The sequence below is a fragment of the Bacillus sp. SD075 genome (assembly GCF_017355165.1).
GTDB lineage: Bacteria > Bacillota > Bacilli > Bacillales > DSM-1321 > Peribacillus.
In genome coordinates, this window is the sequence record NZ_JADILK010000030.1 from 32,584 (window position 1) to 56,984 (window position 24,401).

At 41.4% G+C, this 24,401-nt stretch carries 24 protein-coding genes and 2 tRNA genes; 24 read left to right on the forward strand and 2 right to left on the reverse strand.

The features are described 5' to 3' along the window. Positions 1-136 precede the first annotated feature (136 nt). The 8 genes from spoVT (at position 137) to IOC57_RS17870 (ending at position 6,220) form a co-directional block, all read left to right on the forward strand. A complete protein-coding gene (gene spoVT / locus IOC57_RS17835) occupies positions 137-673 on the forward strand; it encodes a stage V sporulation protein T (RefSeq protein ID WP_063235918.1) in 537 nt (178 codons plus the stop codon). A 221-nt stretch (positions 674-894) separates the two neighbouring features. Then, entirely contained in the window at positions 895-2,517 is a 1,623-nt protein-coding gene (locus IOC57_RS17840; protein ID WP_207439949.1) for a putative polysaccharide biosynthesis protein, read from the forward strand. Continuing rightward, positions 2,510-3,982: a bifunctional methyltransferase/pyrophosphohydrolase YabN gene (gene yabN / locus IOC57_RS17845; RefSeq protein WP_207439950.1), complete on the forward strand. Its 1,473-nt coding sequence runs from the start codon at positions 2,510-2,512 to the stop codon at positions 3,980-3,982. The genes IOC57_RS17840 and yabN overlap by 8 nt, the downstream gene beginning before the upstream one ends. A 23-nt stretch (positions 3,983-4,005) precedes the next feature. Further along, on the forward strand, positions 4,006-4,269 hold the full coding sequence (locus IOC57_RS17850) for an RNA-binding S4 domain-containing protein (RefSeq protein ID WP_034316386.1): 264 nt from the start codon (positions 4,006-4,008) through the stop codon (positions 4,267-4,269). 76 nt (positions 4,270-4,345) lie between these two features. After that, positions 4,346-4,654, forward strand: coding sequence for a sporulation protein YabP (gene yabP / locus IOC57_RS17855; RefSeq protein WP_207439951.1), 309 nt, complete (start codon positions 4,346-4,348; stop codon positions 4,652-4,654). Further along, positions 4,651-5,283 (forward strand): spore cortex biosynthesis protein YabQ, encoded by a 633-nt coding sequence (gene yabQ / locus IOC57_RS17860; protein ID WP_207439952.1) that lies wholly within the window; start codon positions 4,651-4,653, stop codon positions 5,281-5,283. Before yabP ends, yabQ begins: the two co-directional genes overlap by 4 nt. Positions 5,284-5,296: 13 nt before the next feature. Next, positions 5,297-5,683 (forward strand): FtsB family cell division protein, encoded by a 387-nt coding sequence (locus IOC57_RS17865; RefSeq protein WP_207439953.1) that lies wholly within the window; start codon positions 5,297-5,299, stop codon positions 5,681-5,683. Between the two features lie 81 nt (positions 5,684-5,764). Then, positions 5,765-6,220 carry a S1 domain-containing RNA-binding protein gene (locus IOC57_RS17870; protein ID WP_207439954.1) on the forward strand — a complete coding sequence of 152 codons (456 nt, stop codon included), beginning with the start codon at positions 5,765-5,767 and terminating at the stop codon, positions 6,218-6,220. 166 nt (positions 6,221-6,386) lie between these two features. Here the strand turns inward: IOC57_RS17870 and IOC57_RS17875 are convergent. Next, positions 6,387-6,458, reverse strand: a tRNA-Glu gene (locus tag IOC57_RS17875). 11 nt (positions 6,459-6,469) lie between these two features. Next, a tRNA-Met gene (locus IOC57_RS17880) sits at positions 6,470-6,543 on the reverse strand. 327 nt (positions 6,544-6,870) lie between these two features. Here IOC57_RS17880 and spoIIE point away from each other — a divergent pair. From spoIIE to lysS, 16 genes are all read left to right on the forward strand, one after another. Continuing rightward, positions 6,871-9,345: a stage II sporulation protein E gene (gene spoIIE, locus IOC57_RS17885; protein ID WP_207439955.1), complete on the forward strand. Its 2,475-nt coding sequence runs from the start codon at positions 6,871-6,873 to the stop codon at positions 9,343-9,345. 189 nt (positions 9,346-9,534) lie between these two features. Next, positions 9,535-10,272 (forward strand): VWA domain-containing protein, encoded by a 738-nt coding sequence (locus IOC57_RS17890; RefSeq protein ID WP_063235926.1) that lies wholly within the window; start codon positions 9,535-9,537, stop codon positions 10,270-10,272. Then, complete coding sequence (locus IOC57_RS17895) at positions 10,241-11,236, forward strand: protein kinase domain-containing protein (RefSeq protein WP_207439968.1); 996 nt, start codon at positions 10,241-10,243, stop codon at positions 11,234-11,236. The genes IOC57_RS17890 and IOC57_RS17895 overlap by 32 nt, the downstream gene beginning before the upstream one ends. 94 nt (positions 11,237-11,330) lie before the next feature. Continuing rightward, positions 11,331-12,725, forward strand: coding sequence for a tRNA lysidine(34) synthetase TilS (gene tilS / locus IOC57_RS17900; RefSeq protein WP_207439956.1), 1,395 nt, complete (start codon positions 11,331-11,333; stop codon positions 12,723-12,725). Positions 12,726-12,757: 32 nt separating this feature from the next. Next, positions 12,758-13,297, forward strand: a complete 540-nt coding sequence (hpt, locus tag IOC57_RS17905) for a hypoxanthine phosphoribosyltransferase (RefSeq protein WP_207439969.1) — start codon at positions 12,758-12,760, stop codon at positions 13,295-13,297. 117 nt (positions 13,298-13,414) lie between these two features. After that, positions 13,415-15,475: an ATP-dependent zinc metalloprotease FtsH gene (gene ftsH, locus IOC57_RS17910; protein ID WP_207439957.1), complete on the forward strand. Its 2,061-nt coding sequence runs from the start codon at positions 13,415-13,417 to the stop codon at positions 15,473-15,475. A gap of 168 nt (positions 15,476-15,643) precedes the next feature. Beyond that, positions 15,644-16,423, forward strand: a complete 780-nt coding sequence (locus tag IOC57_RS17915; protein ID WP_207439958.1) for a type III pantothenate kinase — start codon at positions 15,644-15,646, stop codon at positions 16,421-16,423. 26 nt (positions 16,424-16,449) lie between these two features. Continuing rightward, positions 16,450-17,331, forward strand: a complete 882-nt coding sequence (gene hslO, locus IOC57_RS17920) for an Hsp33 family molecular chaperone HslO (RefSeq protein ID WP_207439959.1) — start codon at positions 16,450-16,452, stop codon at positions 17,329-17,331. A gap of 18 nt (positions 17,332-17,349) precedes the next feature. After that, positions 17,350-18,246 (forward strand): peptidyl-prolyl cis-trans isomerase, encoded by an 897-nt coding sequence (locus IOC57_RS17925; RefSeq protein WP_207439960.1) that lies wholly within the window; start codon positions 17,350-17,352, stop codon positions 18,244-18,246. Between the two features lie 129 nt (positions 18,247-18,375). After that, positions 18,376-19,302 (forward strand): cysteine synthase A, encoded by a 927-nt coding sequence (cysK, locus tag IOC57_RS17930; RefSeq protein WP_207439961.1) that lies wholly within the window; start codon positions 18,376-18,378, stop codon positions 19,300-19,302. Between the two features lie 163 nt (positions 19,303-19,465). Further along, positions 19,466-20,311 (forward strand): dihydropteroate synthase, encoded by an 846-nt coding sequence (folP, locus tag IOC57_RS17935; protein WP_207439962.1) that lies wholly within the window; start codon positions 19,466-19,468, stop codon positions 20,309-20,311. Next, entirely contained in the window at positions 20,304-20,663 is a 360-nt protein-coding gene (gene folB / locus IOC57_RS17940; RefSeq protein ID WP_207439963.1) for a dihydroneopterin aldolase, read from the forward strand. Before folP ends, folB begins: the two co-directional genes overlap by 8 nt. A gap of 2 nt (positions 20,664-20,665) precedes the next feature. Further along, a complete protein-coding gene (gene folK, locus IOC57_RS17945; protein ID WP_207439964.1) occupies positions 20,666-21,193 on the forward strand; it encodes a 2-amino-4-hydroxy-6-hydroxymethyldihydropteridine diphosphokinase in 528 nt (175 codons plus the stop codon). Then, positions 21,145-21,357: a helix-turn-helix domain-containing protein gene (locus tag IOC57_RS17950; RefSeq protein ID WP_207439965.1), complete on the forward strand. Its 213-nt coding sequence runs from the start codon at positions 21,145-21,147 to the stop codon at positions 21,355-21,357. Before folK ends, IOC57_RS17950 begins: the two co-directional genes overlap by 49 nt. A gap of 24 nt (positions 21,358-21,381) precedes the next feature. Further along, positions 21,382-22,380, forward strand: coding sequence for a tRNA dihydrouridine synthase DusB (gene dusB / locus IOC57_RS17955; RefSeq protein ID WP_207439966.1), 999 nt, complete (start codon positions 21,382-21,384; stop codon positions 22,378-22,380). Between the two features lie 188 nt (positions 22,381-22,568). Continuing rightward, a complete protein-coding gene (gene lysS / locus IOC57_RS17960) occupies positions 22,569-24,068 on the forward strand; it encodes a lysine--tRNA ligase (protein ID WP_207439967.1) in 1,500 nt (499 codons plus the stop codon). Positions 24,069-24,401 lie beyond the last annotated feature (333 nt).

Genomic DNA, 24,401 nt, shown 5'->3' on the forward strand with positions numbered 1-24,401 from the left:
GAAACAAAAAAAGAAAAATTTTTTCAAAGTGCATAGAACTTACCATTAGAAAAATACTAAGTACAATAGCTGGTGATGATTTTGCTGCAAAATGAGGATTTATCAAATCAATTAGATGAAAGTGAGGCAACATTAGATGAAAGCAACTGGTATCGTTCGCCGAATTGATGATTTAGGAAGAGTCGTCATCCCGAAAGAAATCCGCAGGACCCTCCGTATTCGTGAAGGAGATCCACTGGAAATATTTGTGGATAGAGATGGGGAAGTCATCCTAAAGAAATACTCTCCTATCAGTGAATTAGGCGATTTTGCAAGGGAATATGCAGAAGCACTTTATGATAGCCTTGGAAATCCAGTTATGATTTGTGACAGGGATACTTACATTGCAGTGGCAGGCGGCTCCAAAAAAGAATACTTAAATAAAAGCGTTAGTGAACTAGTGGAAAAAATCATGGAAGAAAGAAATCCTGTCCTGGAGTCTCCCAACGGACAAATTTCATTTGTAGATTCCAATGATGAAGAAGTTCAATCTTATACTGCAGCTCCGATCATTGCGAGTGGCGACCCGATTGGTGCCGTCTTGATTTTCTCTAAAGATAGTACCATTGGTGAAGTGGAACAGAAATCGGTTGAAACAGCAGCGAGTTTCCTAGCTAGACAAATGGAACAGTAACCTTGGACATGCCATTATATTCTTAAAGGTGGAAAGGGCAGCAATCGCGCTGCCCTTTTTGCTCTTTCTAAAAGGTTAACCGGATGGGGGCAGACATAATGAGGGGAGAATATTCTTCAAAGTGAATATGGAAAATAATTAACAGTATGGATGTGATTGAAAAATAACGATTAGAATTATGCTATAATAACTACCACATATGAGTGAAAAGGGGAAAAAGAATGGCTGAAAAGCCTTATAAAACATCAAATGAACTTTTTCGGGGTGCGCTGATTTTAAGCGTAGCAGCGATTATAGTAAAAGTATTGAGTGCGGCTTATCGCATACCTTATCAGAACATTGCGGGTGATATCGGGTTTTATATCTATCAACAGGTTTATCCCTTTTACGGTGTTGCTTTTACATTATCAACACTTGGCTTTCCGGTAGTCATATCCAAGCTTATGGCAGAACGGGGGCCCTCCAAAAATAACTTTGCGGTCAAGGACATTTTAGTGACATCATTCATCGTCTTAAGTTCGATAGGGGTCATGATGTTTGCTGCACTATTCCTTGGCGCTGATTCGATTGCAGGATGGATGAAGGATCCGCATTTAGCCGGTCTGCTGAGAATCGTTGCCTTTTCCTATTTATTAATGCCGATTTCATCTATTTTAAGAGGCTATTTTCAAGGAATGAACAACATGTTACCGACGGCAAGTTCGCAGGTCGCTGAACAATGCATCCGTGTATTGACGATACTTGTGCTTTCCACACTATTCGTGTATCTAGGGTACTCTCCTTATATGGTCGGCAAGGGGGCGGTCTTCGGTTCAATTACCGGAGGCATAACTGGACTGGGACTGCTTATTGCTTTCGTTATTTTAAGAAAAGAATGGAAGCTTTTTTTACGAATGAGAATCAAACCGGTAAATTTCATTAAAATTTCCAAGGTCCTGATTTTCCAAGGTTTGGCCTTTTGCATAACTGGCTTGATCCTTATCTTGTTTCAGTTCGTCGATTCACTGCACCTATATTCCCTACTAAGGGAAACGGGTATGGGGGAAAGGGAAGCCAAGGAATGGAAAGGAGTATATGACCGTGGACAGCCGTTGCTTCAGTTAGGTACAGTCGTTGCCAATTCTTTTGCATTGGTGCTTGTACCTGTAATATCCGAATTCGTTCAGAGGAACAATGAACATGAATTATTGAATAAGATTAAATTGGCCCTTCGTGTAAGCGCGACGATAGGGCTCGCAGCTGCGATTGGGCTGGTAGTGACGATGAAGCCTGTCAATCATATGCTGTTCATGGATGCCAAAGGGACAATTACTTTAGCAATTTTCTCTTTATCGATTTTATTCACATCCCTCATAATGGCAGAAGCGGCCGTGATTCAAAGTTTGGGCTATTCATTCGTACCGGTGATCATTACGATTGTGGGGGTGGGCAGCAAGTGGGTTTTAAACCTTGTTCTTGTGCCCCATTATAAAATCGCTGGAGCAGCCTCGGCAACTGTTCTTGCGTTTATGATCATGACTGTATTATTTTATGTGGCTTTGAGAGTGCATATTAAAAAGCCATTAATTGAAAAGAAGCACATGTTAATAATCTTGAAGAGTACGATTTACATGGGTACGGCGGTTGTTTTATTCAATAGCTTATTCGAATGGATGTTTTCAGGAGAGAGCCGGTTGTTAGCTACGATCCAAGCTTTGATCGGTGTAGGAATCGGTGCAGCCGTTTTTGTGATGACCGCCCTTCGTGCCGGCTTATTTGGTGAAGCAGAACTTTCACTTATACCTGCAGGTACAAAGCTTAAACGATTTATAATAACGGATAGGAGTATACGAAACCATGAATGAGATTAAGATAATAGGCCTTGGTGCAGGGGATTTAGATCAGCTTCCACTAGGGATTTATAAAGAATTGATACAAACAGAACAATGCTTCGTCAGAACGATCGATCATCCGGTAATCGAAGATTTGAAAAGGGAAGGAATCAATTTCACGGCGTTTGACGGGATATATGAAAAGCACGACCAATTTGAAGCGGTATATGAAGAAATTGCCGGAACTTTATTACAAGAGGCTTCGAACCGTTCCATTTTATACGCGGTTCCGGGACATCCTATGGTTGCGGAAAAAACGGTTCAGCTTTTGCTCGAAAAGGGTCCGGCTCTTGGAATATCCATTAAACTGGAAGGTGGGCAAAGTTTCCTGGATCCATTGTTTCAGGCTGTTAAGATCGACCCGATTGAAGGGTTCCAGCTTTTGGATGGAACAGATCTTTTACCGGATGATTTGCACATTACCCAGCATATGATTATCGGACAGGTGTATGACGCATTCAGTGCATCCAATGTGAAATTGACTTTAATGGAAAAACTTCCGGATGACTATGAGGTATATATCGTTACAGCGGCAGGCAGCAGTCAGGAAAAAGTGACAAAATGTGCTCTGTTCGAGCTCGACCGTCAGATGGAGTTAAGTAACTTGACGAGTGTGTATGTCCCGCCTGTTAAAGATGAAGCGTTACAGTATCGGGAGTTTTCTAAGCTACGGCAGATCATCGCGGAACTTAGAGGTCCTGACGGATGTCCTTGGGATAAGAAACAAACTCATGAAAGCTTGAAGAAATATCTAATAGAAGAGGCGTACGAGCTGATTGATTCCATCGATGAAGAGGACGATGAGGGCATGGTTGGTGAACTTGGGGATGTCCTGCTTCAGGTGATGCTTCATTCACAAATCGGTGAAGATGAGGGGATGTTCACGATCGATGATGTGATTGGAGGCATTACGGCGAAAATGATTCGACGCCACCCTCATGTATTCGGAAATGTTGAAGTGAACGGCGAAGAGGATGTATTAGTGAACTGGCAGAAAATCAAAGAAGGTGAAAAAGGCAGCGAAACAAAAGCCCCGAAATCCATACTGGATGGCATTGAGAAATCGCTGCCAAACTTACTTCGGGCCGAAGAGTATCAAAAAAGGGCTGCAAAGGTTGGATTTGATTGGGATGAGGTTTCCGAAGCCTGGAAAAAGGTCAGGGAAGAAGTGCAGGAATTGGAAGAGGAATTATTAAGCCCGAACAGGGATGTCGAAAGAATAAAATCAGAGCTGGGCGACCTCTTTTTTGCGCTTGTCAACATTTCACGTTATTATGACATACAAGCGGAAGAAGCCGTCTACAAAGCAAACCAGAAATTCCACCAGCGTTTTACATATATAGAAGAGTGCATTCAAAGGGCAGACAAAAAATTCAAGGATTATACATTGGAAGAACTGGATTCATATTGGGAAGACGCAAAAGCTAAAGGACTTTAATTAAGGGAGAGATTTGAATGTCGATGAGATTGGATAAATTCCTAAAAGTTTCAAGGTTGATCAAGCGCCGCACACTTGCGAAGGAAGTTGCGGATAAAGGGAGAATCACGATTAACGGACAACAGGCCAAAGCAAGTTCGAATGTGAAAGATGGCGATGAGCTGACTGTAAGATTCGGTCAAAAGCTGGTTACGGTACGTGTCGATAAAATTCAAGAAACCACGAAAAAAGAAGCGGCTGCAGATATGTATACCATCGTAAAGGAAGAAAAGCTAGCGGAGGAGTAAGGACAGGCTTGGTTCTAATTCCACCCTTACGGACATACACTTGTACAAAATCAGTGGTACTGTGAGGGATGAAAAAATGAGCCAATATAATGATCCGAATGCTGGTTACACAAAGGGAACGATCCAAGAGCATGATGTAACGATGAAAGGCCGCCGTTTACTTGATATTACGGGTGTCAAACAAGTTGAAAGTTTTGATAATGAAGAGTTTCTGCTCGAAACGTCAATGGGATTCCTATCTATCCGGGGCCAAAACTTGCAAATGAAGAACTTAGACGTTGATAAAGGCATCGTTTCCATTAAGGGAAAGATTTTCGACCTCGTTTATTTAGATGAGCAATCAGGGGAGAAAGCTAAAGGCTTCTTTGGCAAATTGTTCAAATGACCTTATCGATCCAATTTTATACGTTGCTTGCGATGATAGGCATGGGCAGTGGTTTTGGAGCTGCCCTGGATACGTATAGCCGGTTCCTGAATCGTTCAGAAAGGAAAAGGTGGATTGTATTCATCCATGACTTCCTTTTCTGGATCATTCAGGGTCTCCTTATTTTTTATGTTTTGTTTTTAGTGAATGAGGGAGAGTTTCGCCTCTATTTATTTTTGGCCTTATTATGCGGTTTTTCCGCTTATCAAGCACTTTTCAAAGGTTTCTATCAACGTTTTTTGGAGATTTTGATAATACTTGTGATAAAGTTGGCGAGATTTATAACGGATTCGGTTTACGTGCTGATATTTCTACCGATAAAATGGGTAATGGTATCTGTATTGGCCCTCATCATTGGGATAGGTAAGTTCGTTTTAGCCTTATTAAAATGGGCTGGGAAAATACTTCTCTTTATTTTGAATATATTCTGGAGGCCATTAAAATGGATTCTGACTTATATATGGGATTTATTGCCGGTTTTTGTTACGAAAAACGTCGGGAAGTTTTATAATAAAGGAAAAGGGATTTTATTGAAAATAAAGAATTCTATATTTAGAACGATAAATGGATGGAGAAATAAAAAGAAATGAGGAGCGATAAAAAATGAGTAGCCTGCGTAAAAGGAAAGTGGCAAAAATAGAAAATCCCTACGTCGCTCAACAAGAGAAAAAAGTAAAAACCGTAGAAAAAAAGAAGCGTGGTCTTATGCGTAGATTAACTCTTTACTCAGTTTTCGCCGCAGTCTTTTTGATTTTATCTGTTTCCACCCTCATATCGCAAAATGTTGCCTTGGACGAGAAAGTTAAACAGAAGGAAGAATTGAAGGGAAAGTTAGCTGAATTGAAAAAAGGCGAGACCCTTCTTAAAGAAGAAATCGTAAAGCTTAATGACGACGACTATATAGCGAAAATAGCCAGACGGGATTATTTCTTATCTGAAAAAGGCGAAATCATTTTTACCCTTCCAAAAGGGAAGGAAGATAGTGACTAATATTGACACTGTTTTTTTACTTTCGTTATAATATAGTATGAAGAGATTTTTTTAACATTTCTAAGGAGGAACATTTTTTTTATGTCAATCGAAGTAGGCAGCAAGTTACAAGGTAAAGTAACAGGCATAACTAATTTTGGTGCATTTGTAGAGCTACCTCAAGGATCAACCGGTCTTGTCCATATCAGTGAAGTGGCTGATAACTATGTCAAGGATATCAATGATCATTTAAAAGTGGGCGATACAGTTGAGGTGAAAGTCATCAATGTAAAAGATGGCAAGATTGGCTTGTCCATAAAAAAAGCGATAGACCGTCCTGAAGGTGAGCAAAAACCTGCATACACACCACGTCCGCGCCAAGGAAAAGGGAATGACAGCCGTTCCAAAGACTTCCGCTCTAAAGGTAATAGTTTCCAGCCAAAGGAAAACTTTGAGCAAAAAATGGCTAAATTCTTAAAAGATAGCGAAGACCGCTTAACGACCCTTAAACGTAGCACCGAAACGAAACGGGGAGGTCGAGGAGGAAGACGCGGATAAAACTGCTGCTGAAAATAATAGTTTAGCAACTTTTCCTGTGAAATTATTCATAGTATAGATAAAGGCAAGCTTGCCGGCTTGTCTTCTTTTAATTATCAACGATATAAAAAAGCGCCCCTGAACACTTACTAAGATAAGTGTTCAGGGGCGCTTTTGGTATTTGAGATGACCCGTACGGGATTCGAACCCGTGTTACCGCCGTGAAAGGGCGGTGTCTTAACCGCTTGACCAACGGGCCGTGATAAAAGATAGCGGCAGAGGGGATCGAACCCCCGACCTCACGGGTATGAACCGTACGCTCTAGCCAGCTGAGCTACGCCGCCATAATGGTAAGTGCTACTGAAGCACAAGTTATATCTTACATTCGTGAAGAAAAAATGTCAACAAAAAAAATAAAGTTTGTCGGTTTCCATTTCCTGATTATTTATTCGTGTTATTTTCCGCAAAAATAACCTAAAAACTTTGCTTTTCTTCAAAAAAAAAAGAACACCCGTTTCTGTATTGAAAAAAAAGGCACAAAAACCTGTATACAAATGATTGTTCAAGAAGAATTTCGTCGAACGTTTTTCTTATCCGCTTATAAAATTCTGACAAAAAAATAGACAGGCCCTCTATATAATAAAAATCACTAATACGAATGGGGTGTTGAAATGGAAAAAGTAGAAAGACCTATGATGGAGCCTCTTGGAGATGTTCAGTTAAAAGAAGCGAAGGCAGGGGCCATCAATTGGATCCAACAACTGCAAATGAAGACGGAAGATATATTCATTAAAAAAGGAATCTCTTTAGCAATCATCGGTTTTTTATTAGGAAGGGCATTAATTCTTTCGCAGTTGGCACCATTTGGACTTCCGTTTTTCGCAGCCGTTTTTCTTATGAGACGTGATAGGGCGCCACTGGCTTTATTCGGATTGATTGCAGGTGGGCTGACCGTTCACTATTCGAATAGTTTAGTTATCTTTGCATCGGCGTTCCTGCTCCTGTTATTTCATAAGATCAAGAAGCCCGCCGTGGAAGGACAATTCAAGACGATGTCGATGTACGTCTTTGCTTCCCTATTCCTGGTCAACCTGGCCGAGCAATATCTGGTATTTCGAACGATTCAGCTGTACGACTTGATGATGATAGGAGTAGAGGCAGGACTTGCAATGATTTTGACCCTAATCTTCATACAATCCATCCCGATGCTGACCATTCGGACAAAGTCCCAATCATTAAAGACGGAGGAAATCGTCAGCATCATCATCTTGCTGGCTTCGGTGATGACCGGAACCATCGGCTGGATGATATACGATTTATCGCTCGACCATATATTCTCGCGATACCTGGTCCTCCTCTTCGGGCTGGCGGGAGGGGCCGCCATAGGCTCCACTGTAGGTGTAGTTACTGGATTAATATTCTCCTTGGCAAGTATTGCCAGTCTTTATCAAATGAGCCTTCTCGCATTTTCAGGGCTTCTGGGCGGTTTGTTGAAGGAGGGAAGGAAGATAGGGGTCGCCGCTGGCCTCTTGATTGCTACGTTGCTGATAGGTTTATATGGTGAGGGCACCAATAATATTATGGTGACCCTTTATGAATCACTTATAGCTGTGGTCCTATTTATATTGACACCTTCATCCATCATCAACAAAATAGCGAAACATATACCGGGAACAGTCGAGAATTCTGATGAACAGCAGCAGTATGCCCGTAAAGTGAGGGATGTCACCGCTCAAAGGGTGGAGCAATTCTCACATGTATTTGAGGCGCTCTCTAATAGCTTTTCCCAAGTGGATGAAAGGGGGAGGTTAGAGGAAGACGAGAAAGAATTCGACTACTTCTTAAGTAATGTAACGGAAAAAACATGCCAGCTTTGTTTTAAAAAGGAACAATGCTGGTCCAAGAACTTTAATACAACCTATGACGGCATGCAGGAAATAATGCTTCAATTAAGTGAAAATAATGGTCAGCTCCCCCAAAAAACTTCGAAAGAATGGGGGAAATATTGTAGTCGCGGGCCTCAGGTCATTGGGGCGATATCACAGGAGCTTACTTATTTTGAAGCTAACCAAAAATTAAAAAGGCAGGTGAAGGAAAGTCGGAAACTGGTGGCGGATCAACTCAGGGGAGTTTCGGCAGTAATGGACGATTTTGCGAAAGAAATTCAAAGGGAAAGGAAGAATCATCATGTACATGAAGAATCCATTTTGGAAGCCATCCAGGATTTTGGCCTGCACATAGGTCATGTTGAAATATACAGTCTAGAACAAGGGAATGTTGATATAGAGATGAGTGTCCCATACTGCCAGGGGAGAGGGGAATGTGAAAAGTTGATTGCACCTATGCTTTCTGACATTTTAGGAGAAACGATAGTCGTGCATTCAGAAGAGTGTGCAACGTATCCAAACGGGCAATGTGAGGTGATATTTAGGTCAGCAAAAAAATTCACGGTCGAAACGGGTGTGGCTCATGCTGCCAAGGGGGGAGGGCTTGTATCAGGAGACAGTTATACGACCATGGAAATTGGCTGCGGTAAATTCGCAATAGCCATTAGTGATGGAATGGGAAATGGGGAAAGGGCCCATTTTGAAAGTACAGAGACATTGAAGCTGCTTCAAAAATTTTTACAATCGGGAATAGAAGAAAAAATAGCCATTAAATCCGTAAACTCCGTATTATCTCTACGCACTACCGATGAAATATTTTCGACTCTTGATTTAGCAATGATTGATCTTCAGGACGCAAGGGCTAAGTTTTTAAAAATCTGTTCGATACCGAGTTTCATTAAAAGGGGGGATAGGATAATAAAAATTGAATCAAGTAACCTCCCTATGGGAATCATCCAGGATTTCGATGTTGATGTTGTATCGGAAGAGCTAAAAGCGGGGGACATATTAATCATGATGAGCGATGGAGTATTCGATGGCCCCTCACATGTCGAAAATATCGAGTTCTGGCTTAAACGAAAAATCAAGGAAATGGAAACAGACGATCCGCAGGAAATCTCTGATTTAATATTGGAAGAGGTCATCCGAACAAAAGGGATCATAGATGATGACATGACAGTGGTGACATCGAAAATTAAGCATAACACACCGAAATGGGCATCCATTCCCGTTACTCCAAAACGCAAAAAGGCCCAGTAGGGGCCGTTTATATATAAAATAAATAAAACCAAAAAGAGGTGGTTAAATGGAAAGCGGATAAAGGGTAAAGAGAGGGACTCTTTTTAATCACCCCCCTCTATGATATGAATTGATGCGATGTCTTTGGCGTATAATTTCCCCCTTTTTAGTCAATTATGGTAACAAATTGGTAGGAAGGGAGAGCAAAACATGAAAGCAGGAACATTAAGACAGATTTTGCTTATAACCGACGGATGTTCAAATCATGGTGAAGAGCCGTCTGCCATGGCTGAATTAGCAAGGGAGCAAGGCATAACCATCAATGTCATAGGTGTCATGGAAAATGATGTGATAGATGAAAAGGGGCTTAAGGAAATCGAGAAGATTGCTGGCTCAGGAGGTGGGGTAAGTCAAATAGTCTATGCCCAGCAGTTGTCCCAAACCGTCCAAATGGTGACCCAAAAGGCAATGACACAAACTATACAGGGAGTGATCAATCGCGAACTTCAACAAATACTTGGAGATTCAAAAACGATGGAGGACCTTCCGCCGGATAAACGAGGAGAAGTAATGGAGGTGGTCGATGAGCTTGGGGAAACAAGCAAGCTTGAAGTGCTGATTCTTGTTGATACCAGTGCAAGCATGAAACATAAACTGCCTACAGTAAAAGATTCCTTATTAGATCTTTCCCTTAGTATGAATGCAAGAATGGGTGACAGTCGTTTTTCCGTATTCGTATTTCCTGGGAAAAGAAATGATGTTGAAAAGTTGCTGGATTGGACCCCGAACCTTGAAGCCTTGACGGCAACTTTTCCTAAGCTTAGTACAGGGGGTCTCACTCCGACAGGTCCAGCCATTCGTGAAGCTTTAACATATTTCAATAAAAAACGTTCATTGAGGGGATTGTTATCACATGATGATGAACAATACTTTGAGGAATCAATGTAAACTCCTGCCTGGCAGTTTGGTCACTGGAAAATGGAATAAAAACCAGTACAAAATAATTAGGGAATTGGGGTGTGGAGCGAACGGGATCGTCTATTTGGTTGAAAGCGGAAATCGTCATTATGCTTTAAAGCTCAGTGATAATGGGACGTCCATTATTTCAGAGATGAATATCCTAAAATCCTTCTCAAAGGTCCAGGGGTCTACCCTTGGACCTTCCTTTTTGGAAGCGGATGATTTCATGAAAACAGGAAAACAACTCCCATTTTATGTAATGGAATATATCCACGGACACGATTTTTTGCGCTTCATCGATAAGAAAGGATCATCTTGGATTGGGGTCTTAATGCTTCAGCTTTTAACCAGTCTGTCTGCCTTGCATACCAATGGCTGGGTGTTCGGGGATTTAAAACCTGAGAACTTGATCGTGACATCACCAGCCTATAAGGTACGGTGCGTGGATGTTGGCGGAACCACCTTGATTGGGCGATCCGTAAAAGAATTCACCGAGTTCTTTGACAGAGGTTACTGGGGACTTGGATCAAGAAAGGCCGATCCGCAATATGACTTGTTCGCTGTGGCTATGATTATAATCAATTCTGCCTATCCTGGACGTTTCCACAAGAAAGGGGAAGGGTATAAACAGCTTAACGACTTGATTAAGCAGAAAAAGGAATTGCACCCATATAGAAAGATGTTGGATAAAGCACTCCAAGGGCATTATGATTCTGCCCTTCAAATGCGGGAGGATTTGGTCACGGTGCTAGGTAAGCAAAACCACTCGAGGAAAAAGGGCCCGATTCAGGCAGCGACGGGTCAGCCACTAACAATGCAACCTTCAACGAGGCAAGCAAGAAGGTCCCAAAATCACTCAAATAAGAAAAGTGGCGGGTTTTTTGAAACTTTCTTGCTGGTTGCCATCATATCGATGCTTTATGTTCTTTACATATATGAACAGTTGTTATGATATAGTTATTAGGTGAAATGCCATGGAATAGTTGAAACCATTTCATGTTTGAATCGTATAATACTAATACCTGTCCATAAAGAAGGAAGATTGTATGTTGAAGGAAAAAGTTCTGAGCACCATTTATAGAAACGAATTGATTGAGGAAAACTCGAAGTTGATAATAGGAGTTTCCGGAGGACCGGACTCGTTGGTTCTTCTCCACGTCCTTAAGGAAATTCAATCTCTTTTTCATTACGAGATGATCGTTGCAAGTGTTGACCATATGTTTCGTGGTGAAGAATCGTATGAGGATTATAAATATGTCGAGCATATATGTGAGCGGTGGGGCATTATATTTGAGGGAAAGAGGATCGATGTTCCTGCCTGGATGGAGCAGACAGGGGAAAGTTCACAAATAACGTCAAGAAAGTTGCGTTTTGCTTTCTATGAAGAAATGATGGATAAGCATCAAGCCTCCACTCTTGTCCTGGGGCATCATGGAGATGATCAAATCGAAACGATGCTCATGCGTTTAACAAGAGGGGCGACAGGTAAGGCAAGAGCTGGTATCCCTATAAAGAGACGATTCCATACCGGGAATTTGATCAGGCCTTTTCTTGAAATCACGAAAAGCCAAATAATCACATATGCGGGCCTTCATAATATTGAACCAAGGTTTGACCCGAGCAATGAAACGGGTGTCTATGCAAGAAATCGTTTTAGACATGAAGTTCTTCCATTTTTAAAGAAAGAAAATAGAAAGGTTCATGAGCATTTTCAACGATTCAGTGAAGAGCTTTATGAAGATGAAGAGTTTTTTTTGAACCTGGTTTCAAGCAAAATGTCCGAGGTTTGGATCCAACAGGGTAAAGAACAAGCGGTTATTCAGATTGATAAGGTTCTCGCGATGCCTAAACCTTTACAAAGAAGGGCGATTCAACTAATATTAAACTATCTTTATTTGGAGAGACCTTCATCGCTTTCGGCATTACATATTGATCAACTTTTAGTTTTGTTTTTAAATCCTCAACCATCTGCAGAATTGCATCTTCCGGAGGGCCTTATTGCGGAAAAATCATATCAAACTTGCACTTTTAGATTTTTCAGGCAAAAAAGCCGTAAATATTCCCTTAAATTACAAATTCCCGGTGAGACTATTCTTCCGAATGGATATAAGATTAAAGCGCACTATATAAAAGAAGAAGTTCCGGTACTTAGAGGAAATCATTCTTTTATTCTTCCCGAATCAGCTGTTCAGTTGCCTCTTACAGTCCGAACCAGGAATGAGGGTGAACGGATGGCCGTCAAGGGATTAGGTGGAACTAAAAAGTTGAAGGATATTTTCATTAATGAAAAGATCCCGATGCTAGAAAGAAATGTGTGGCCGGTCATCATCGATCAAACGGGAACGGCCATTTGGCTACCTGGTTTAAAGAAATCGAATGTTGAGCCGGATATTATTTCTGATGAAAAATCTTTAATCTACTTAGAATATAAAAAAGCTTAATTCTTCATGGGGGGCAATTAATTACAATGACCATGCAAAACGACATTGAAAAGGTTTTAATAACAGAGGAAGAACTTCAAAAAAAAATCAGGGAATTGGGTGCGCAGATTGAATCTGATTACCAAGGTAAGTTCCCATTGGCCATCGGAGTGCTAAAAGGCGCCATGCCATTTATGTCAGATTTACTGAAACGTGTGGATACACATCTTGAAATGGACTTTATGGATGTTTCAAGCTATGGTAACTCCACCGTATCTTCCGGTGAAGTTAAAATCATAAAGGATCTTGATACTTCAGTTGAAGGCCGGGATATTTTAATCATCGAGGATATTATCGACAGCGGTTTAACTCTTAGCTATCTTGCGGAACTTTTCCGTTATCGCAAAGCAAAATCAATTAAAATCGTTACCTTATTGGATAAACCAACAGGCAGGAAAGCGGATATCACACCGGATTATGCCGGATTCATCGTTCCGGATGCATTTGTTGTCGGATATGGTCTTGATTTTGCCGAAAAGTATCGTAATCTCCCGTATATTGGCATATTGAAGCCTGAAATTTACTCGAATTAATCGTACCTGTTTGAAAGAGAAGACCAGATAAAAACAGCGGTGTTAAATTATTGTAATTCATTAATTTTATATGATAGTATTTACTATAGTTTGTTTACCCGTGGGAGGAGGTAAGGGATGAATCGGATCTTCCGTAATACCATATTTTATTTACTGATCTTTTTGGTCATCATTGGGATTGTAAGCATTTTTAATAATAACAATGAACCAACAGAGAAAATGACCCAAGATGAATTCTATAAGCATTTGGAGAATGGGGACGTTACAGCACTGACGATGCAGCCCGAAAGCAGTGTATTTGAAATCACAGGAAAGCTCAAAGGTTATGAGGAAAACAAATTCTTTGTGACGTATGTGCCTTTCAGTGAATATTCGCAAAGCCGAATCAATGATGCCGTAACCAAGTTGGATAAGGACATCATCACTGTTGAACCTCCAGAAAAAACAAGTGGCTGGGTGACATTTTTCACTTCCATCATTCCATTTGTAATCATTTTTATCCTCTTCTTCTTTTTACTTAACCAAGCTCAGGGCGGTGGTGGTGGCCGCGTCATGAACTTCGGGAAAAGTAAGGCGAAATTGTATAATGATGATAAGAAAAAAGTGCGCTTCAATGATGTTGCCGGAGCGGACGAAGAAAAGCAGGAACTTGTCGAGGTCGTTGAATTCTTGAAAGATCCTCGCAAATATGCCGAGCTTGGAGCCCGTATACCTAAAGGGGTACTTTTAGTTGGTCCTCCTGGTACAGGTAAAACATTACTTGCTCGAGCAGTAGCTGGTGAAGCCGGAACTCCTTTCTTCTCAATCAGTGGTTCTGATTTTGTTGAAATGTTTGTGGGTGTCGGTGCATCCCGTGTTCGTGATTTGTTTGAAAATGCTAAGAAGAATGCACCATGTATCATCTTTATCGATGAAATTGATGCAGTCGGACGTCAACGTGGCGCAGGTCTTGGCGGCGGTCATGATGAACGTGAACAGACATTGAACCAACTACTGGTGGAAATGGATGGTTTCGGTGGTAATGAAGGAATCATAATCATTGCTGCGACTAACCGTGCTGATGTATTGGATCCTGCTTTATTGCGTCCAGGACGTTTTGACCGTCAAATAACGGTTGGCCGCCCTGATGTTAAGGGCCGTGAAGAAGTGCTGAAAGTGCATGCGCGTAATAAACCTTTAGCAGAAACAGTCGATTTGAAAGCGATCGCTCAGCGTACTCCAGGATTTTCTGGTGCAGATCTTGAAAACTTACTGAATGAAGCGGCGCTTGTTGCTGCCCGTCAAGATAAGAAGAAGATCGATATGTCCGATTTGGATGAAGCTTCGGATCGTGTTATCGCTGGACCTGCCAAGAAAAACCGTGTCATTTCCAAAAAGGAAAGAAATATCGTAGCGTGGCATGAAGCGGGCCATACCATTATTGGATTGGTTTTGGATGATGCTGAAGTCGTTCATAAAGTTACGATAGTCCCTCGTGGTCAAGCTGGCGGTTATGCAGTTATGCTGCCGAAAGAAGATCGTTTCTTCATGACGGAACCTGAGCTTAAAGATAAAATCGTAGGACTATTGGGTGGCCGTGTATCCGAGGAAGTTACATTCGGAGAAGTGAGTACCGGTGCGCATAACGACTTCCAGCGGGCAACGGGCATAGCTCGGAGCATGGTTATGGAATATGGCATGAGTAAGCTCGGACCACTTCAATTCGGTAACTCTCAAGGTCAGGTCTTCCTTGGCCGCGATTTCAACAATGATCAAAACTATTCAGATGCGATAGCATATGAAATCGATCTTGAAATTCAACGTATCATCAGGGAAGCTTACGAAAGATGTAAGAAGATTCTTACTGAAAATCGTGAAAAACTTGATTTGGTTGCAAAAACCTTGCTTGAAGTGGAAACACTTGATGCGGAACAAATCAAAAGTTTATTCCATAATGGTAAATTGCCAGAGCGGGATTATACGGCTCTGAATGGGAATTTAACCACTGATGAGAATGTCAAGGTGAACATCAATACGAAGAAGGAAGAAAAAGAGGCCCTATTAGATCCATTGGATAAGAGAGGACCTGAGGACCTTGAAATAACGGAGGGAGAATTGAATACTCCTCCAATCAAAGAAGGTGCACCTCAAGATCAGCCGCTTTCCTTCCCGAACGAAGATGACAATAAAAAGTCTTAATTTGATTCAATTCAAAAGGGTATTTCCGCCTCGGAAATACCCTTTTCTTCACTCTTGAATTAATTATGATAAAGTTTCTGGGAAGCGATTCGAAAAGTGAGACTAATAGCCTTGGGAAATAACAGTGTGGTATGATGTTGGAGAATAATTTACCGGAGTGATGAAACGATGATTTTTGTATTGGATGTTGGGAATACGAATACTGTATTAGGCGTATACGATGAAGATATTTTAAAATATCATTGGCGAATTGAGACTAACCGTCACAAGACAGAAGATGAGTATGGAATGGTCATAAAGTCTTTGCTGCAACATGAAGGTCTTTCGTTTGATCTATTTGATGGTATCATTATTTCTTCGGTAGTTCCGCCAATAATGTTTGCGCTTGAACGCATGTGCAAAAAATACTTTGGAATTAAACCGCTTATAGTTGGGCCTGGAATAAAAACTGGATTGAATATTAAATACGAAAATCCCCGTGAGGTGGGAGCGGACCGAATCGTAAATGCCGTGGCAGGCATTCAGGAATATGGAAGCCCTCTCATTATCGTGGATTTTGGCACGGCAACGACATATTGCTATATAAATGAGGATAAACAATACATGGGTGGAGCCATTGCTCCGGGTATAAACATTTCTACTGAAGCACTTTATTCAAAGGCAGCCAAACTTCCAAGAATAGAAATCAGCCGGCCAGATGGAATTATTGGGAAAAATACGGTATCCGCCATGCAGGCTGGTATTTTGTATGGGTATGTTGGACAGGTAGAAGGAATCGTTAATCGAATTAAGGCGCAAAGTAATCTAGAACCAACGGTAATAGCTACAGGTGGACTGGCCACCTTAATTGCTAATGAGTCGATTGTGATTGATGTTGTTGAACCGTTTTTGACCTTGAAGGGGTTGCAGCTGATCTATAAACGTAATCGTGAGCAAGTGAAGAAGTAATACACAGCATGGAAGGAGCAAAATAAATGAAGGATTATCTAATAAAGGCGTTAGGCTATGACGGGCAGGTTCGGGCATATGCTGTTTCAACAACAGACACCGTAGGAGAAGCTCAACGACGCCATTATACATGGCCCACTGCTTCAGCTGCCCTTGGACGGGCTATGACGGCAGGCGTTATGATGGGTGGAATGTTAAAAGGTGAAGAAAAGCTGACGATTAAAATCGAGGGCGGTGGGCCGATTGGTTCCATCCTGGTCGACAGCAATGCAAAGGGAGAAGTCCGCGGATATGTCACCCACCCGCAGACCCACTTTGATTTGAATGAGCAAGGAAAGCTGGATGTAAGGAAAGCGGTAGGCACCGATGGATTGCTGACTGTTGTCAAAGATATCGGTCTTCGTGATTACTTTTCAGGGCAAGTGCCAATTGTATCGGGGGAATTGGGTGAAGATTTCACTTATTACTTTGTTACTTCCGAACAGGTACCTTCATCTGTGGGGGTAGGGGTTCTGGTGAATCCGGATAATTCAATCCTTGCAGCGGGTGGATTTATCATTCAGTTGATGCCAGGTACTTCCGAAGATACGATTTCCAAAATCGAAAATCGACTAAGCACGATAACTCCTGTTTCTAAGATGATTCAAAGCGGCATGACTCCTGAAGAAATCCTGACTGAAATTTTAGGTGAGGGTAATGTGAATATACTAGAAAAAATGGATGTCCAATTCTCCTGTCAATGTTCTCGGGAAAGAATTGCAAATGCATTGATTAGCCTAGGGAGAGCTGAGATTCGGGATATCATTGAGACAGAGGGGCAAGCGGAGGCACAATGTCATTTTTGTAATCAGACCTACCAATTCTCGAAGGAAGAACTAGAGGAACTAGAAGCAGAAACCAAAAAATAATATACGGGGGATAAGGGTTTGCCAAAACAAAAGCTTCGGGCGATTATTGCTGGCCTTGCCTTGTTGAACCTATTGACTATCATCATCTTTGTCATAAAACCACTAATCATTTCTAAATCCGTCATTGGGGAAGAAACGGCCGCAAAGGTTGGGTCCAAGGATATTTCCCGGGACGCATGGATGAATGAGCTCGAAAAAAGATATGGGGAAGATGTACTTGAGGAAATGGTCGATAAAGAAGTAGTGAAACAGGCAGCTGAAAAATACAAAGTGAAAACTTCGGATGAAGAGCTCGATCGGGAACTTAAAATGATGAAAACGATGTATGGGACTGCCGGTCAGAACCTAAAAAAAAGTAACGATCAACTGAGGCAGGAAATTCAGTCGAGTCTCCTCCTCGAGAAGCTCCTCACCAAGGACGTTTCGGTTTCCGAAACAGCAATGCGGAATCATTATGATAATAATAAGGATATCTACAGAATCCCTACTGCTTTCCATATTTCCCATATTACTTCGTCTACAAAAAAGCAAGCAGACCAAATCATACGTGAACTGGAGAAAGGTGTCTCCTTTAATGTCTTAGCGATGGAAAAGTCTCTTGATGAATTTACTGCCAATCAAGGGGGCGACATGGGTTATATATCACAGGATAACGAGCAAGTCTCCAAGGAATACATAACCGCCGCCGAGAAATTGAAGGTGAAAAAGTGGAGTGATGCCATCCAAACGGAAGATGGCTGGGCCGTTCTTTATCTGCATGAAAGGATAGAGGGCAAGCAGTATGAATACGACGAAGTTAAAGATAAGATTCACCGCCAAATAGCTCTTGAACAGATTCAGGCACCGGTCTCAGGGAAAATCTTCTGGGACGAATTTGATGTAGAATGGTTTTATGGATTGAAAGAACAAAAGTAGGTCAATGGTTGTGTGAGAAAATTTAGAATATAGTATATAATCATTGACAATGAACTATTAAAACTGGTAACTTTAAATTAATAAAACCAATAAACATACTCGGTATTGAAATGATAAGGAGTGGAGAAAATGGCACGTATAGCTAATTCTGTAATCGATTTAATTGGACAAACACCTATTGTGAAGTTAAATAAGCTTCAAAATGAAAACAGTGCAGATATTTATCTGAAACTTGAGTATTTTAATCCGGGCAGTAGTGTAAAAGACCGTATCGCTCTTGCGATGATCGAAGCGGCAGAAAAGACTGGTAACCTTAAGCCGGGTGATACGATCATCGAACCTACAAGCGGGAATACTGGAATAGGATTAGCGATGGTAGCTGCGGCAAAGGGCTATAAATCAATTCTGGTTATGCCGGAGACGATGAGTTTGGAACGCCGTAACTTGCTTCGCGCTTATGGCGCCGAGTTAGTTCTTACTCCTGGACCTGAAGGAATGAAGGGCGCAATCGCAAAGGCGACTGAGCTGTCAAAAGAAAAAGGTTACTTCATTCCACAGCAATTCGAGAATGAAGCCAACCCTGAAGTTCATCGGAACACTACAGGCCCTGAAATTGTTGAAGCCTTTGGTGATGAGGGTCTGGATGCATTCGTTGCGGGAATCGGTACTGGTGGAACCATAACAGGTGCTGGTGAAGTCCTGCGTGAAAAATACCCTGACATTAAAATTTACGCTGTTGAGCCTGCGGATTCTCCGGTATTATCGGGTGGGACTCCAGGACCTCATAAAATCCAAGGAATCGGTGCAGGTTTTGTCCCAAGTATTTTGAATACAGATCTCTATGACGAAATCATTCAAGTCAATACAGAGGAATCATTTGATTATGCCCGCCGCGCAGCAAAAGAGGAAGGGATCCTCGGCGGTATATCTTCTGGAGGCGCAATTGCAGCTGCCATTAAAGTGGCTGACAAACTGGGAAAAGGCAAAAAGGTACTTGCTATCATCCCAAGTAATGGTGAACGTTATTTAAGTACACCATTATATAACTTTGAGTAAGAACAGACACTATTAATGAGAAGCGAAGTTCCTTGGGGGCTTTGCTTTTCTTTTTGTAGTTAAGTCAGCAGAAATGTTCCAAGTCTTCATGAAGCTTGCACTATGCCTATGTAAATGGGTAAACTCGTATATATAGATTTCTTTAGGCGAAGGAGAACGTGGGATGTCATTAGCTGGAGCGTCAAAAATAAAATGCGGTTCATTTGATTTGGATTACAGCAATAAAACCTTAATTATGGGGATTTTGAATGTTACGCCGGACTCCTTTTCGGATGGCGGGAAATATAATCGGATAGATGCTGCTTTGAAGCATGCCGAACGGATGGTCAACGACGGAGCGGATATATTGGATATAGGCGGAGAGTCCACCCGTCCTAACTACGAGAGGATATCGGATGAAGAGGAAATAGAGAGAGTCGCCCCGATTATTGAAGCCATATCCCGTAATATTGAGGTCCCAATATCGGTCGATACGTATAAATCGAGAGTGGCAGAAGCGGCGGTAAAGGCAGGAGCCCATATATTAAATGATATTTGGGGAGGGAAAGCCGATTCCTTAATGTCAAAGGTTGCTGCGGAATATAAGGTGCCGATCATCTTGATGCATAATAGGAATAATATGGATTATGAACGTTTTGTCAGGGATGTACTTCAAGATTTATTCGAAAGCATCACGTTGGTAAAGGATGCGGGGGTCAAGGATGAAAACATCATTCTCGATCCAGGTATCGGTTTTGCGAAGGATTTAAAGTTAAATTTGGAAATGATGAGGAATCTTGATAAGTTGGTATCATTAGGTTATCCCGTGCTGTTAGCCACATCAAGAAAGTCCATGATTGGACATGTTCTGGACCTGCCGCCTAGTGAGCGGATGGAAGGAACGGCCGCCACAATCTGCCATGGAATTCTACAAGGTTGTCAAATGGTTCGTGTACATGATGTGAAAGAAATGGCACGGACTGCAAAGATGATGGATGCTCTATTAGGAAAAGGTGAATGGAATGGATAAGATATATGTGAATAGAATGGAGTTTTACGGATATCATGGAGTTTTTCCAGAAGAAACGAAGCTTGGTCAGCGGTTTAAAGTGGATTTAATCGTCCAGGCTGATTTAGCCAAGGCTGGGAAGAGTGACAACCTTGAAGACTCTATTAACTATGGTGAGTTATATGAAGTGTGTAAAAGTGTTGTTGAGGGAGAACCTTTTAAGTTAGTGGAAGCTGTCGCTGAAAAGATTGCCTCTGAACTACTTAATAAATATTCTTCCATCGAGACATGCACCGTGAAGGTCTATAAACCAGATCCTCCAATAGCCGGTCACTATGATTCAGTTGCTATAGAGATTGTAAGGGGACGTTGATTGTGGTAAATATTGCTTACCTTTCAATAGGGTCGAACTTAGGGGATCGCCTTGAAACATTCCAAAGCGCTTTCCAATTATTGTCCGAAAATCCACATATAAAGTTGTTGGCCTGCTCTTCTTTATATGAAACGGACCCGATAGGATATGAAGACCAGGACTGTTTTTTAAATGCGGTCCTTAAAGTGGAAACTGATTTAGAACCCGAAAAATTACTTCATGCTTGTATGAAAATTGAACAAGATTTAGGGAGAAAAAGGGAAATCAGGTGGGGTCCCCGTACTTTAGACCTTGACATTTTGTTATATAATCATGAAAATATTGAGACAGAGATTCTTTCAGTCCCGCACCCTCGTATGCACGAGAGGGCTTTTGTTATCGTGCCTTTAATGGAAGTGGACCCTGATATATCACTTCCGCAAATGGATGCACCTTTGAGCGACCTGCTTGAACAGATTTCGGATAAAGAAGGAGTTCGATTATGGAAGGTGAAAAATGGGGAAGGCGTATTCGCGCTTTTCGAAAGTTAAAGGGGTATACCCAGGAAGGCTTTGCGAGAGAAATAGGTGTTTCCGTTTCCTTGCTGGGAGAAATCGAACGAGGGAACCGCAACCCTTCAGAGGCATTTTTACTGGAAGTGGCGGAAATTCTCCATGTTTCCATTGAGGAGCTTCAGCCACCTGAGGATAAGTGAAAGAATGTTATAGGAGGCCACAACTTGTTGAAAATAGGCAATATAGAAATGAAGAATCAGGTAGTGCTAGCGCCGATGGCGGGAGTCTGTAACTCGGCATTCCGCTTGACCGTCAAGGAATTTGGTGCTGGTCTTGTTTGTGCGGAGATGGTCAGTGACAAGGGCATCGTTTTACAAAATGCTAAAACGATGAATATGCTTTATATAGATGAAAGAGAAAAGCCGTTAAGTTTGCAGATCTTTGGCGGAGTAAAGAAATCTTTGGTTGAAGCTGCACAATTTGTAGATAAAAATACAAATGCTGACATCATTGATATCAACATGGGCTGCCCGGTTCCTAAAATCACGAAATGTGATGCGGGTGCGAAGTGGCTTCTTGATCCAAACAAAATTTATGAGATGGTTTCAGCGGTGGTTGATGCTGTAGAAAAGCCGGTAACGGTGAAAATGCGCATAGGCTGGGATGATGAGCATGTTTTTGCGATTCAAAATGCTCAGGCTGTTGAACGTGCGGGTGGTAAAGCTGTTTCCATGCATGGCAGGACACGAGTTCAAATGTATGAAGGAAAAGCTAATTGGGACATCATCCGTGAAGTGAAGAAATCAATTAACATTCCCCTTATCGGTAACGGTGATGTTGAAACTCCACAGGATGCGGAAAGAATGCTGAAGGAAACGGGTGTTGATGGGGTCATGATCGGCCGTGCAGCGCTAGGTAACCCGTGGATGATTTACCGGACTGTAAAATATCTGGAAACTGGCCAACTGATGGATGAACCTTCAGTTCGTGAAAAGATGGACGTTTGTGTGCTTCATATGGATCGTCTAATTGCGTTGAAAAATGAAAATGTCGCTGTTCGTGAAATGCGTAAGCATGCTTCTTGGTATTTAAAGGGTGTTAAAGGGAACGCTAAGGCCCGTAAAGGAATTAATGATTGTGAAACAAGGGAAGATGTTGTAAGCCTTCTTTATGGACTTGTGGATGATATTGAAGCGAAGCAACAAAATATCCAAATGGTCTGATGTTTGACTTTACCTTCCTATTTTCCTATAATACGCTTATCTCAGACTGCCAGTAATCCTGGCAGTTTTTATATGTACATAAGTAATGTTTTTAGATAAAAAGCTGTTGAATTCCTTTACTTTATGTAAGAATAAATATGTATGCAAAAGAATTTCTGATTAATTATATAAGGCATTTATTAATAAAGATGGAGATGATTTTCGTGAGTCATGAAGAATTGAATGACCAACTGCAGGTAAGGCGCGATAAAATGCAGGCCATGATGGATAATGGACAAGACCCTTTCGGGAGCAGGTTCGAGCGCACACATAACACTCAGGAGATAATCAGTGCTTATGGTGAATTAGAAAAGGAAGATCTTGAAGAAAAAGAAATTGAAGTTACAATCGCTGGCCGTGTCATGACGAAGCGTGGAAAAGGGAAAGCGGGATTTGCCCATATCCAAGACATTAGCGGTCAAATCCAAATCTACGTCCGTTTGGATAACATAGGTGAAGAATCTTACCAAATTTTCAACCAAACCGATCTTGGCGATATCGTAGGGGTAACTGGCGTTATTTTCAAAACGAAAGTCGGGGAACTTTCGATTAAAGCTAAAGAATATGTGTTCCTTGCTAAAGCGCTTCGCCCGTTACCTGATAAATTTCATGGTCTAAAGGATGTTGAAGAGCGTTATCGGAAACGTTATGTTGATTTAATTACTAATGAGGAAAGTAAAAATACGTTGATCATGCGCAGTCGTATTGTACAAGCCATGAGACGGTATTTGGACGATCATGGATACCTTGAAGTGGAGACGCCTCTATTGCACTCTGTTGCTGGTGGAGCGGCTGCACGTCCTTTCCTTACTCACCATAATGCCTTGGACATGCCTTTGAATTTAAGGATTGCCATTGAACTTCATCTAAAACGCTTAATCGTTGGCGGATTGGAGAAGGTTTATGAAATTGGCCGGGTTTTCAGAAATGAAGGAGTATCAACAAGACATAATCCTGAATTCACATTGATTGAATTGTACGAGGCTTATGCGGATTACCAGGATATCATGAGTTTAACGGAAAACCTGATTGCCCATATAGCTCAAGAAGTTTTGGGGACGACTACCATCCAGTATGGGGAGTATGAGATAGAGTTAAAGCCAGAATGGAAACGACTTCACATGGTTGACGCTGTAAAAGAATATACGGGTGTGGATTTCTGGACTCAAATGAGTAAAGAAGAAGCCCAACGGCTTGCTAAAGAAAATGGGATTGAAGTTAAGGAATCCATGGAGTTCGGCCATATCGTAAATGAATTCTTTGAACAAAAGGTGGAAGATAAGTTAATTCAACCTACATTCATCTATGGACATCCAGTGGAAATCTCTCCTTTAGCAAAGAAAAATCCGGAAGATTCCCGTTTCACAGATCGTTTTGAGTTATTCATTGTAGGCAGGGAGCATGCAAATGCCTTCACGGAACTTAATGATCCTATTGATCAACGTCAACGCTTTGAAGCTCAATTAAAAGAACGAGAGCAAGGTAATGATGAAGCTCATGAAATGGATGAAGATTTCTTGGAGGCGCTAGAATACGGAATGCCGCCTACTGGCGGACTGGGAATTGGTGTTGACCGTTTGGTTATGCTATTGACCAATTCTCCTTCTATACGTGACGTCCTATTATTCCCTTTAATGAGACATCGCTAAAATAAGCAGCATGAGTTTCGATTACAGGGCCGAATTTGGATGGCTGGGATCAATGGGTGTAGCTCCTGATCCTGGTAAGTCCAATTCGGTTTTTGTTTTTTAATTATAATTTCATGACTTCTAATAGAGTGGATTATGGGGTTTGAAAGAAAAACAACATTATCTCAAAAAAACTTTATAAAAGGTATTGCGCAGTTAACGTAATGGTGTTATATTTATATCTGTCGTTACGAACGAGTTGCAAACAGATTACAAACTTTTAAAAAGTTTTAAAAAGTTGTTGACTTGAAGTGATGAAGATGTTATTATAAATAAGCTGTTCCGAAAGATATT

Bases quoted from the DNA above. Each gene is read 5' to 3' on its own strand.
- spoVT (WP_063235918.1), top strand. From the start codon at position 137: ATGAAAGCAACTGGTATCGTTCGCCGAATTGATGATTTAGGAAGAGTC.
- IOC57_RS17840 (WP_207439949.1), top strand. From the start codon at position 895: ATGGCTGAAAAGCCTTATAAAACATCAAATGAACTTTTTCGGGGTGCG.
- yabN (WP_207439950.1), top strand. From the start codon at position 2,510: ATGAATGAGATTAAGATAATAGGCCTTGGTGCAGGGGATTTAGATCAG.
- IOC57_RS17850 (WP_034316386.1), top strand. From the start codon at position 4,006: ATGAGATTGGATAAATTCCTAAAAGTTTCAAGGTTGATCAAGCGCCGC.
- yabP (WP_207439951.1), top strand. From the start codon at position 4,346: ATGAGCCAATATAATGATCCGAATGCTGGTTACACAAAGGGAACGATC.
- yabQ (WP_207439952.1), top strand. From the start codon at position 4,651: ATGACCTTATCGATCCAATTTTATACGTTGCTTGCGATGATAGGCATG.
- IOC57_RS17865 (WP_207439953.1), top strand. From the start codon at position 5,297: ATGAGTAGCCTGCGTAAAAGGAAAGTGGCAAAAATAGAAAATCCCTAC.
- IOC57_RS17870 (WP_207439954.1), top strand. From the start codon at position 5,765: ATGTCAATCGAAGTAGGCAGCAAGTTACAAGGTAAAGTAACAGGCATA.
- spoIIE (WP_207439955.1), top strand. From the start codon at position 6,871: ATGGAAAAAGTAGAAAGACCTATGATGGAGCCTCTTGGAGATGTTCAG.
- IOC57_RS17890 (WP_063235926.1), top strand. From the start codon at position 9,535: ATGAAAGCAGGAACATTAAGACAGATTTTGCTTATAACCGACGGATGT.
- IOC57_RS17895 (WP_207439968.1), top strand. From the start codon at position 10,241: ATGATGAACAATACTTTGAGGAATCAATGTAAACTCCTGCCTGGCAGT.
- tilS (WP_207439956.1), top strand. From the start codon at position 11,331: ATGTTGAAGGAAAAAGTTCTGAGCACCATTTATAGAAACGAATTGATT.
- hpt (WP_207439969.1), top strand. From the start codon at position 12,758: ATGCAAAACGACATTGAAAAGGTTTTAATAACAGAGGAAGAACTTCAA.
- ftsH (WP_207439957.1), top strand. From the start codon at position 13,415: ATGAATCGGATCTTCCGTAATACCATATTTTATTTACTGATCTTTTTG.
- IOC57_RS17915 (WP_207439958.1), top strand. From the start codon at position 15,644: ATGATTTTTGTATTGGATGTTGGGAATACGAATACTGTATTAGGCGTA.
- hslO (WP_207439959.1), top strand. From the start codon at position 16,450: ATGAAGGATTATCTAATAAAGGCGTTAGGCTATGACGGGCAGGTTCGG.
- cysK (WP_207439961.1), top strand. From the start codon at position 18,376: ATGGCACGTATAGCTAATTCTGTAATCGATTTAATTGGACAAACACCT.
- folP (WP_207439962.1), top strand. From the start codon at position 19,466: ATGTCATTAGCTGGAGCGTCAAAAATAAAATGCGGTTCATTTGATTTG.
- folB (WP_207439963.1), top strand. From the start codon at position 20,304: ATGGATAAGATATATGTGAATAGAATGGAGTTTTACGGATATCATGGA.
- IOC57_RS17950 (WP_207439965.1), top strand. From the start codon at position 21,145: ATGGAAGGTGAAAAATGGGGAAGGCGTATTCGCGCTTTTCGAAAGTTA.
- lysS (WP_207439967.1), top strand. From the start codon at position 22,569: ATGGAGATGATTTTCGTGAGTCATGAAGAATTGAATGACCAACTGCAG.